Source organism: Pseudomonas sp. NPDC079367 (genome assembly GCF_044542195.1).
GTDB lineage: Bacteria > Pseudomonadota > Gammaproteobacteria > Pseudomonadales > Pseudomonadaceae > Aquipseudomonas.
Genome location: NZ_JBITTW010000005.1, coordinates 141,564 through 151,547 on the forward strand (window position 1 = coordinate 141,564; position 9,984 = coordinate 151,547).

Sequence of the window (9,984 nt, forward strand, 5' to 3'; positions counted from 1 at the left end):
GTGATGCGCAATTCAGGGGGATGGTGCGGCGCGTGCCTGCGGACCAGCGTCATGAGCGGGCGCAATGGCGTACACGAATTTGCGGGGGAATTGGCTGGCGAACAGCGCAAGGAATGAGTGACGAACAGCGAGGAAACTGGTGGGAGCGATGGCGACTCGTGTCGTTTTTCCCACCACACCAACCAATGCAGACCATTTGACCAATTAACACCTCACCTTTCCTTTGAGGGTCAGCGACGGGCATCGGCCTGCGCAGGGGTGTCAGCGCCAGGTTGGACCCGTTCGGATGAGATTGCCGGGCTTATAACCCATCGACAATCCTTTGACGCCGGGATATTGACCCCTGGCGTTGCCGAATAATAACCACGATTGCCCGGGATGAGGTAAACAAAAAGTTTTAAACATGTTACTAGTCATTCCTCCGCGTTATTACGGGGAGAACGCTCGCATTCGTCGACGCTGTACGGGGCAAATTCTGTCTGTTCGCCAGTGGCCGCCATAAGAGATTTTCAACCAGCGGCCACTGGCAAGGGGCGGGCGATTGCGGGCTGACTCTGCCCCGTCGCCTCAGCGCCGAGTGATCAGACCCTGCCGCGCGACGCGGATCAGTTGCTTGATCATTTGCGGCGCATCTTCTGCGCTCGGCGCCTGAATCACGGCCAGATCAAAACTGTCAGTGGCGAAACGCGCCAGCGACTCGCCGTCGTCGACGAACTGAATCAGGAACGCGGCAGGACCGCCGCTGCGACGCGGCCAGCCATCGAGATAACGCAAGAGCGTCGGCTGATGTTTGCCGCCAAGAAGGATTTTCGGGTTGCGCTGGGTGACGTGAGCCGTGATCGGCGCGGGACGTGCAGGAGGGTGTAGTGCGTTCATCGTGTCGTGTCTCTGCCTCAAAAGTCTGCATGGCAGGTGAGAGGCAACACCGAACCAGCGCTTTAGCGGTATTTCGAAGCCCTGTTCCGGCTTCTGACGGTAACTGTAGAAGTCACCTGGCGCCCCGCAAGTAGCTGTTTAAATCGGCGCATGAGCAACATCCTAGAGAACGTGACCAACCAGTGTCAAGAATCGCCCGCAACAAAAAAGGCCCGCACAATGCGGGCCTTTCCCTTGAGCCAGAGCCTTCAACCGGCGATGGCGCGATCCGCCGAAAGCTTGCCGGCACCTTCGATCAGTACCGCGATGCTACCGGCCAGCAGCGCCAGGGCGAATTCATAACCGTTGTTGGCCATGAACAGACCGTTGCCGATGTGCACCGAGAAGATTGCCACCAGCGAGAGGAACGCCAGACCGAGTGCCGCCGGGCGTACCAGCAGGCCGATAATCAGTGCCAGACCGGCGAAGAATTCCGTACCGCCGGCCAGCGAGGCCATCAGATAACCCGGGGTCAGGCCGATGCTTTCCATCCATTGCGCAGTGCCGGCCAGGCCGTAGCCACCGAACAGACCAAAGAGTTTCTGCGAACCGTGGGCGGCGAAGATCACGCCGACAGCAATGCGCAGGACAGTCAGGCCGTAACCGGCGCGGGTGAACAGAATCTTGTTGATCAGAGAACTCATGGGGCATTCCTTGTTGTGCAGAAGTGTTTGTGTGTTTGGGTGGGTCGCTATATTAATCAGTTTATTTCATGTTTAAAGCGCAAAAAATGCGCCATAAGAATCGGATTATTAGATTATTTCCGACTGACCACTTTCTGCTGCCGGGGCTCGAGCGACTCGCGCTCCCGATCGAATGCCAGGTAATACTTGTTCACGCTATTAACATAGCTGACGGCGCCCATTCCCACCTGCTCCATGGCAATGCGTTCAACCTGGAAAAACCACTGATTGGGATTCAAGCCACGGCGTCGGGCTTCGGCGCGCATGCCCTGCACGCGCTCGGGGCCGATGTTATATGCGGCGAGGGTGAAAGCCATGCGCTCACGCTCGTTGAGTTTCGGGCTGCTGAAAAACTTGCGGCGGATCATCGCCAGGTACTTGGCGCCGGCCTGAACATTCGCATCGAGATTCTGGATATTGCTCACGCCGACCCGTTGCGCGGCAGACGGGGTGATCTGCATCAGCCCGGTCGGGCCGCTGCCACTGCGGGCGTTGGGCTGCAGGCGCGACTCCTTGAACGCCAGCGCCGCCAGGTTGAGCCAGTCCATGTTCTGAGCGTCGGCGTGCTTTTGCAGGGTCGGACGAAGTTTTTCCAGTCGCTGGCGATCACCTTTGGCCAGCGGATTGTGCACTTGATAGAGACGGCGATAGATGCGCAGGAACGCGGCGTCTTCGTCCGACGGCTTCTTGTAGCCGGTAAGAAAGCGGTCGATGCTCGCGCGCAACATCGACGCATCGCGGCGCACGAACCAATGCTCCTCGCCCGGCTCGCCCAGGCTCAATTGCCGATCAAGGCGCAGCTTCGGCAGGATCTTGCCCCAGCGCTCGGCAATCGGTTGCTCGACGATGGTCAGGTGGAAAATCCCGCCCTGGACCATCTCCAGCACGTCCTCAACGGCCAGCGTCGGATCAACCCATTCAATATTGATCGGCGCAAGTTTGTGCAACGCCAGTTTCTGGTTGAGCTGGCTGACCACCTCCCCCGCCGCACTGCCGGTGGGCAGCGCCAGGGTTTTGCCGGACAGTTGCTCAACCTTGGTATAGCGGCGCTGGCCCTTGATGCCGACCAGCACCAGCGGCACGTTGCTGGCAATCGGTTCGCTGCTGGCGACCGCATAGCCCGAGGGCAGATCGAGCAATTCACCGGGCGCGACCATATCGCCTTCGCCGCGCTGTAAAGCGCCGAGCAGTTGATCCTTGGCTTTGGGAATGATTTTGAGGGTGACTTCCTGGCCGTCGCGGGCATGGCCGTTAAGGTATTGCTCGAAGGCGCGCAGGCGATGGTATTCGACACCAATCGCCTGGCCCTGGACCTCGCCGGAGCTGTTACGGCTCTGATTGACCAGCACCCGCAATACGCGGCTGCTGCGAATTTCGGAGAGATCGCGGACCTTGCTTGCCGGCACGGCTTGCAGCGGCCCGGGCAGGCGCGCGACCGCCGTCATCGGCAGCAGCAACGCAGCACACAACAGCAGCAGAACCGAGGGACGATGCATCCACTCTCCGAAAAGAATACGGGGCGATTGCGTCGCAAAAGAGACGACATCACCGACGAAAACAGAGCGCTTTGTGCGCTGGTAAAGTGCGAGAGACTGGCACAGTGATGGCATTGTCGCCACCCCGGAGTCTTTCGCGGCCTCAACAGACAGCCTTAACTCGTTGTAGTTCTTGGCTTTTCTTATAAATCTACAGCTCTGATATGCTTTCCGGCCTTCGGCCCGAGGTAGCACCATGCAACTCATCGATATCGGCGTCAACCTGACCAACCCCAGTTTCGCTGACAAACACCAGGCCGTGCTCGACCGCGCTTACGCCGCCGGCGTCTGCCAACTGGTGCTGACCGGCACCAGCGTCGAGGGCAGCGAGCAGGCGCTGGAACTGTGCCGGCAACTGGATGGAAGCGGCAAACAGCTGTTCGCCACCGCCGGTATTCACCCCCATTCGGCCAGCGACTGGAACGCCGACAGCGCGCGCCGCCTGCGTAGTCTGTTGAACGAATCCAACGTTGTCGCGGTAGGTGAATGCGGTCTGGATTTCAACCGCGATTTCTCCCCACGCCCGCAACAGGAAAAGATCCTCGAAGAACATCTGGCGCTGGCCGTCGAGCTGCAATTGCCGGTGTTCCTGCACGAGCGCGATGCCAGCCAGCGCCTGCTGGAGATCCTCAAGGACTTCCGCGATCAACTGCCGGCCGCAGTGGTGCACTGCTTCACTGGCGAGCAGAAAGCCTTGTTCAGCTACCTCGATCTGGATCTGCACATCGGTATAACCGGGTGGATCTGCGACGAACGCCGGGGCACGCATCTGCATTCGCTGGTGAAAGAGATCAAGCCGGGACGGCTGATGCTGGAAAGCGACGCGCCGTATCTGTTGCCGCGCACGCTGCGGCCGAAGCCGAAAAACGGCCGTAACGAGCCGGCGTACCTGACCGAAGTGCTGCGCGAGGTGGCGTTGCATCGCGGCGAGACCGAGGAAGCGCTGGCCGCGCATACCACCGCGTGTGCCCGGGCGTTTTTTAATCTTCCGATGTTGGTGTAAACCGCAAAAGATCGCAGCCTTCGGCAGCTCCTACAGAATGTACGCCGTGCCAATGCAAGAGCTGCCAAAGGCTGCGATCTGTTGATCTTTGATCTGTTGATCCGCATCAAAAAATGGTTTTCTGAATAGCGGCACAATAATGGCACCTTGCCAAAACTGTTTCCGCTATCAGAGAAGACCTCCATGGGTGCCTGGCTTAGCAATATCTCGCTGAAATACAAATTCTGGGCGGTCAACGCGGTCGCCTTTGTCACCACCCTGCTGTTGGTTTTGTACGCCGTACACCTCGAACAACAGGCCCGCAGCCACGCCGCGCAGGCATCCGCCCAGGCGCAGGCGCAGTTGCTCAAGGCCTGGCCGTCCGGGCAACCGTTGCCCAAGTCCGCTCAGGTGCTGACCTTCAAGCCCGGTGAAGCGCCGCGTCTGAACGATCAACCGCTGCTGGAAATCAGCGGCAGCATCGGCTGGAACACCATCAATCCTCTGCCACTGCTCGGCGAAAATCCGTTGATCGGCGCCGAGGTATTCAGCCGTGCCGATGGCGAACAAGTGGCGGTCATTGCCTATGCGCCGAGCCTGAGCCAAGTATTCAGCGAACGCTTCGCCAACTATGCGCTGGCGGTCTTGATTCTGATGCTGGCAATGCTCGGCGCTTCGCAACTGTTGATCCGCTTTCTGCTCAGCCAGCTCAACACCTTGAAAGACGTGATGCTGCACGTTGAAAAAACCGGCGATCTGTCAGCTCGCGTACCACTGGTGGGCAAAGATGAAGTCGGGCAGATGGCCAATGCCTTCAATGCCATGCAGGCCGGTTATCAACGCGTCGTGAACACTGTTGCCAACACCGCGAGGCAACTGGATGTCGGTGCCGCGCGGCTGGCCTCAAGCATGAACGATGTGCGTCACGGCATGCTCGGTCAGCAGAGCGAAACCGATCAGGCTGCCACCGCGATCAACGAAATGACCGCCACCGTTTATCACATCGCTCAACATGCGGGCGCCACGCGCGATCTGTCGAAAACCGCCGACGGCCTCGCCGGCAGTGGTCAGCAGGTGGTGGCGCGGGTGCAGCAATCGATTGCCGGGTTGTCCAGCGGCGTGCAGCAAACGGCGGAAATGATTCAACGCTTGGCCGAGGACAGCCAGAAGATCAGCGGCGTGGTCAGCGTGATTCACAGCATCGCCGAACAGACCAATCTGCTCGCGCTCAATGCGGCGATCGAAGCGGCCCGCGCCGGGGAGATGGGTCGCGGCTTTGCCGTGGTCGCCGATGAGGTGCGCAACCTCGCCAAGCGCGTGCAGGCGTCCACTGACGAGATCACCGGCATGATCGCCGCGTTGCAGGCCGGCACCCGCGATGCGGTGGATTTCATGCAGGAGAGTTCGTACAAGGCCGACGACTGCGTGCAGCAGGCCCAGGAGGCTGGCGCGGCGCTGGCGGAAATCACCGGGGCGGTGGCGCAGATGCGCGAAAGCAACACACAGATTGCCGTGGCGGCGGAACAGCAGAGTCAGGTTGCCGAGGAGATGAACCGGGCGGTGGTGAGTATTCGTGACGTGACCGAGAACACCGTTCAGCAGACAGTGGATTCGGCGAAGACCAGCAATGAGCTGGCGACGATGGCCGGGGAATTGAACAAGGCGATAGGCCAGTTGAAGCTTTAAGATCAAAAATCAAGATCAAAAGATCGCAGCCTTCGGCAGCGCCTACAGGGAGAACGCATTTCAAAATGTAGGAGCTGCCGAAGGCTGCGATCTTTTTTGTCCATCATGGCTATGATGCCAATAGCCAACCTTGATTCGCCGCCCTCCGCGCCCGGGCCTATTCTTCAACCATGCAGTTCAACATGGATCGAGGAGTAGTAAACATGGGCAAACGTCACCCCAACCTTCCCGCGTGGCAATGGCGCGCCTACCCGGGCAATCATCAGCACCCGACCAATCTGGTCCTGCACCTGATTGCCGTGCCGCTGTTCATCGTGGCGTTTCTGCTGATCGTGTCGGGGGTGTTCAGCCTGAGTCTGGCCAGCGTCGCCATCGGTGTGATCGGGATTGTCGCGGCGCTGGGGCTGCAGCGCCACGGCCATAGCCTGGAGGCGCAAGCCTCCGAGCCGTTCAGTGATCGCCAGGATGCAGTTTCACGTTTGCTGGTCGAACAATTCCTGACCTTTCCGCGGTTCTTTCTCAGCGGCGGCTGGTGGCGCGCCTGGCGTGAGCGCCATCGCCGGCATTGATTCAGGCAAAGATGGTCACAGTCTGGCGACTCATCGCAATCAACTCTCCCTTCGCGCTCCACAGTTTGGCGGCGACATGACCGTAACCGTCGGCCGCGTATTCGATATCCGCCAGATATTGGCACCAGTCCAGCGTGCTCAAGTCGTGTAACGGCTGCACGAATTCAATGGTCCAGGTCAGCGTGCTACCCGGTGCAGGCTTTTTCAGATACGGCAACAGCGCCGGCGGCCAGGCATCCACCAGCGCCAGCAGATGCGCCTCGTTGACCGGCTCCTCTTTGACATCCCCACGCAACCGCACCCAACCGCCCATCAAGCGCGATGCCGTGCCGGAGAATGGAATGCCGCCGACGCTCCAGCGCATGGCCAGATGGCGCATGAATTCCGGGGTCACGCCTTTGATGTACGGCAGCTCCTGGCACTCGTCCCAGTGTTTCATGGTGGGCGCTGGATAGGCCTGGACGGCGACTTCCGAGGGCCGCGAGGCACCGAAGCTGCCCTGAATGATCGTCACCACTTGGCCATTTTGCATGGCACGGCCCAACACCTGGCTGACCGCTTTGCCTTCGCGCAACACGTCGACTTCGAAACTCACCGGCACTCCCGGCTCGACCGGGCCGACAAACGTGATCGCCAGCGAACGCACCGGGCGCTCGGTCGGCACTCTGGCACGCATGGCTTCAAATTGCAGCGCGGCCACCAGCCCGCCAAAACTGGCCCGCCCCTGACCCCATTCGGCGGGGATGGTCACTTCAGGTTGTTGGCGGACAGCATCGAGCAAATCGCAAAGGCGCATGGCAACCTCGGAAAGCGAGAAAGGGATGCGCGGATCTTACCCAGCCCGCAGCCGCGGCGCAGCGTCTATTCCGGTCAAATGGGCTGACAGATAGGCCTTGGCACTTTTCAGATGGATCTGGGGAATCCCTGTAGGGGATGCGCAAGCTTCAGGATTTGAAACACGTAGCGCTGAGTTTTTCCAGCACTTGATCGGCCTTCAGCTCTGCCTTGATCAGCCCGGCCTGCCAGGTTGCCACACACGGTTGCAGGTCGGCCTCCTGCTCGGCGCGCGCCAGCCATTGCCAGCAATCGTGCCAGTCGCCCAATGCGCCTTGCGCCGATTTCAGGCGTTTGTATGCCGGTTTCGGCAGGCGATCCAGCTCGGGATAAGCTTCGATGCCATAGCGTACGCGCTTGATCAACAAACGCAGACGATGGCGGTCATGGGCGGGATCGTGCAGCGCCGCATCGAGTTTCTGCCATTGTTTGCCCAGACGTTTTTCGATGCGTTTATCCAGATTCTTGAGCAGCCCCTGACGCTCGGACGCGCGCAGAAACCGTGGAAAGGCGTCGAGAATCATCAGCAACGACGCCACTTGCGCACTCGCCGCCAGTGCCGGATACGCCTCGGCCATTTGCGCCAGACGCCGCTGCGCAGCCTCGGGTTGACCATGCTCGAGCAGATACGCCGCCAGCACTTCGCGATCACGCCACGGCGTGGTCAGCTCGCCCACTGCCGAAGCCGCCGCCTCCAATTGCTCGACACCCGGCAAGCCGCGCAACGGCCGCAACAGACTGCGCAAGCGTCGCACCGTGGTGCGCAAATCATGCAACGCCTCGGGATCGGTACGTGCAGTCAAACGCGCCTGACACGCCAGCAGCCGCACATCCAGGCTCAACACATGAGCCACCAAGCGATCGATCATGGGGATCTACTCCGTAGACAGCTGCAAGTTGCAAGCTACAAGCTTCAAGTTGAATGCGTTTGCTTCAAAGCTTGCCGCCTGCCGCTTGAAACTTGCAGCTGCTTTTTATCTTCCTGCGCGGGATTCGCGAATGTAGAAGCGAGCTTTCTCGGCTTTCTTGCTGCAGCCTTCGAAGCCTTCAAATTGCTGCTGGGTCTTGGCGGCGGTCAGCAACGACAGTGCTTTGGAATAGCTGACGGTGCCGGCGAAGCCTTCAGCCTTGGCCAGGTCCAGTTCGTGCCAGGCCGCGTCGAGTTGGCTGCCGCAGCTGTCGCGGTAGGCGGTTTTGCCGGCGCAACCGGCCAGAACCAACGCCATCAACGGTACACAGATCCAGGCTTTCATCACTCACACCTCAAGGTAGGTCAACAGTCGTGCAGGTAAGACGGTCAAGCGGCGAAAAAGTGCCTCGCACGCCAACGAAACCAGCGTGGCGCAGAGCATAGCGCGCAAGCTTGAAGCGCGAGTGAAAAACGACGTCACAGCTTCGCGCAACGACCTTGGCGATTGAGCCGCCTGGCCGATGCGTGCATTGTGCAGGCTTGTCCGGAGGAAGTTTGATGAAAAAGCGTGTCGCACTGGTGCTGGGCTCCGGTGGCGCCCGGGGTTATGCCCATATCGGCGTCATTGAAGAAATTGAGAAACGCGGTTATGAAATCGCCTGCATCGCCGGCTGTTCGATGGGTGCAGTGGTCGGCGGGATCTATGCCGCCGGCAAACTGGATGACTACCGGCGCTGGATCGAAAGCCTTGATTACCTCGACGTGCTGCGCCTGGTCGATGTGAGCTTCCGTCTCGGTGCGATCCGCGGTGAAAAAGTCTTCGGACAGATCCGCAAGATCGTTGGCGAAATCAACATCGAAGACTTGCGCATTCCCTACACCGCCGTCGCCGCCGACCTGACCAATCAGCAAGAGATCTGGTTTCAGGAAGGGTGCCTGCATCAGGCCATGCGCGCCTCGGCGGCGATTCCCAGCCTCTTTACCCCGGTGATGCAGGGCAACCGCATGCTGGTCGACGGCGGCATTCTCAATCCGCTGCCGATCGTTCCGGTGGTGTCCAGCCATTGCGACCTGATCATCGCGGTCAACCTTAATGCGACCAACCAGCGTCAGTACAAATTGCCGGTCATCGAACGTCCGCCGGCGTTCCGCTCGCGTTTTGACAGCCTGATCAATTCGCTGGGTTCGAAGTTGCCATTCCGGCGCAAACAGGCCGAGCAGTTGTTGAAACTGGAGCAGGAAGCGCTGCGCGCCGAAGCGGCAGAGATCAATCCGTGGCTCGAAGGCGTCGAACCGGAAAGCCAGCAACCGGCGGCCGCGCCCGAGCGCGAAGGCGCGCCGAAATCCGCCACCGGGTCGTTCATCATCGATAACGTCGGGCCGGCGTCGCTGCTGGATCTGATCAACCAGAGTTTCGAGGTGATGCAGACCTCATTGGCGCAGTACAAGATCGCCGGGTATCCGCCGGATATCCTGATCAACGTGCCGAAGCGGGTGTGCCGTTTTTTCGAGTTCTACAAGGCGCCGGAACTGATCGCGCTGGGGCGGGAGATTGCCAGTGATACGCTGGATCGGTATGAGCAGGAGCAGGGTTGAGCTGATCCGGATTTTTCAGAGTGATTGCTGACCTCTTCGCGAGCAAGCCCGCTCCCACGGGGTATGGGTGTGAATGGGATCTGTGCCATACACAGTTCACTGTGCTGGCCCCCACAGATCTTCAGGGTTGAAGGATATCTGTGTCATACACAGTTCACTGTGCTGGCCCCCACAGATCTTCAGGGTTGAAGGATATCTGTGTCATACACAGTTCACTGTGCTGGCCCCCACAGATCTTCAGGGTTGAAGGATATCTGTGTCATACACAGTTCAC

The 9,984-nt window shown here is 59.8% G+C and carries 10 protein-coding genes; 4 read left to right on the top strand and 6 right to left on the bottom strand.

Annotated features, from left to right (window positions below; all coding sequences use genetic code 11):
• Nucleotides 1-567: 567 nt before the first annotated feature.
• The 3 genes from ACIGDJ_RS08845 to ACIGDJ_RS08855 all read right to left on the bottom strand — a co-directional run bounded on the left by ACIGDJ_RS08845 (nt 568) and on the right by ACIGDJ_RS08855 (nt 3,094).
• Nucleotides 568-876, bottom strand: a complete 309-nt coding sequence (locus ACIGDJ_RS08845) for a hypothetical protein (RefSeq protein WP_101155468.1) — start codon at nt 874-876, stop codon at nt 568-570.
• A 248-nt stretch (nt 877-1,124) separates the two neighbouring features.
• Entirely contained in the window at nt 1,125-1,559 is a 435-nt protein-coding gene (locus ACIGDJ_RS08850) for a DoxX family protein (protein ID WP_397479192.1), read from the bottom strand.
• A gap of 113 nt (nt 1,560-1,672) precedes the next feature.
• Complete coding sequence (locus tag ACIGDJ_RS08855) at nt 1,673-3,094, bottom strand: transglycosylase SLT domain-containing protein (protein ID WP_101155466.1); 1,422 nt, start codon at nt 3,092-3,094, stop codon at nt 1,673-1,675.
• Nucleotides 3,095-3,329: 235 nt separating this feature from the next.
• On the opposite strand from ACIGDJ_RS08855, the gene ACIGDJ_RS08860 reads away from it, so the two are divergent.
• The 3 genes from ACIGDJ_RS08860 to ACIGDJ_RS08870 all read left to right on the top strand — a co-directional run bounded on the left by ACIGDJ_RS08860 (nt 3,330) and on the right by ACIGDJ_RS08870 (nt 6,370).
• Nucleotides 3,330-4,136, top strand: coding sequence for a TatD family hydrolase (locus ACIGDJ_RS08860; RefSeq protein ID WP_397479193.1), 807 nt, complete (start codon nt 3,330-3,332; stop codon nt 4,134-4,136).
• Between the two features lie 183 nt (nt 4,137-4,319).
• Nucleotides 4,320-5,801: a methyl-accepting chemotaxis protein gene (locus tag ACIGDJ_RS08865; RefSeq protein WP_397479194.1), complete on the top strand. Its 1,482-nt coding sequence runs from the start codon at nt 4,320-4,322 to the stop codon at nt 5,799-5,801.
• Nucleotides 5,802-6,004: 203 nt separating this feature from the next.
• Nucleotides 6,005-6,370: an Mpo1-like protein gene (locus ACIGDJ_RS08870; protein ID WP_042607903.1), complete on the top strand. Its 366-nt coding sequence runs from the start codon at nt 6,005-6,007 to the stop codon at nt 6,368-6,370.
• A 1-nt stretch (nt 6,371) separates the two neighbouring features.
• Here the strand turns inward: ACIGDJ_RS08870 and ACIGDJ_RS08875 are convergent, their stop codons facing one another.
• From ACIGDJ_RS08875 to ACIGDJ_RS08885, 3 genes are all read right to left on the bottom strand, one after another.
• On the bottom strand, nt 6,372-7,166 hold the full coding sequence (locus ACIGDJ_RS08875; RefSeq protein ID WP_101155460.1) for an acyl-CoA thioesterase II: 795 nt from the start codon (nt 7,164-7,166) through the stop codon (nt 6,372-6,374).
• A 148-nt stretch (nt 7,167-7,314) separates the two neighbouring features.
• Entirely contained in the window at nt 7,315-8,073 is a 759-nt protein-coding gene (locus ACIGDJ_RS08880; protein WP_101155458.1) for a CHAD domain-containing protein, read from the bottom strand.
• A gap of 105 nt (nt 8,074-8,178) precedes the next feature.
• Nucleotides 8,179-8,457 carry a hypothetical protein gene (locus ACIGDJ_RS08885; RefSeq protein WP_016770894.1) on the bottom strand — a complete coding sequence of 93 codons (279 nt, stop codon included), beginning with the start codon at nt 8,455-8,457 and terminating at the stop codon, nt 8,179-8,181.
• Between the two features lie 215 nt (nt 8,458-8,672).
• Here ACIGDJ_RS08885 and ACIGDJ_RS08890 point away from each other — a divergent pair, with 215 nt between their 5' ends.
• A complete protein-coding gene (locus ACIGDJ_RS08890) occupies nt 8,673-9,710 on the top strand; it encodes a patatin-like phospholipase family protein (RefSeq protein WP_101155456.1) in 1,038 nt (345 codons plus the stop codon).
• The last annotated feature ends 274 nt before the right edge of the window (nt 9,711-9,984 follow it).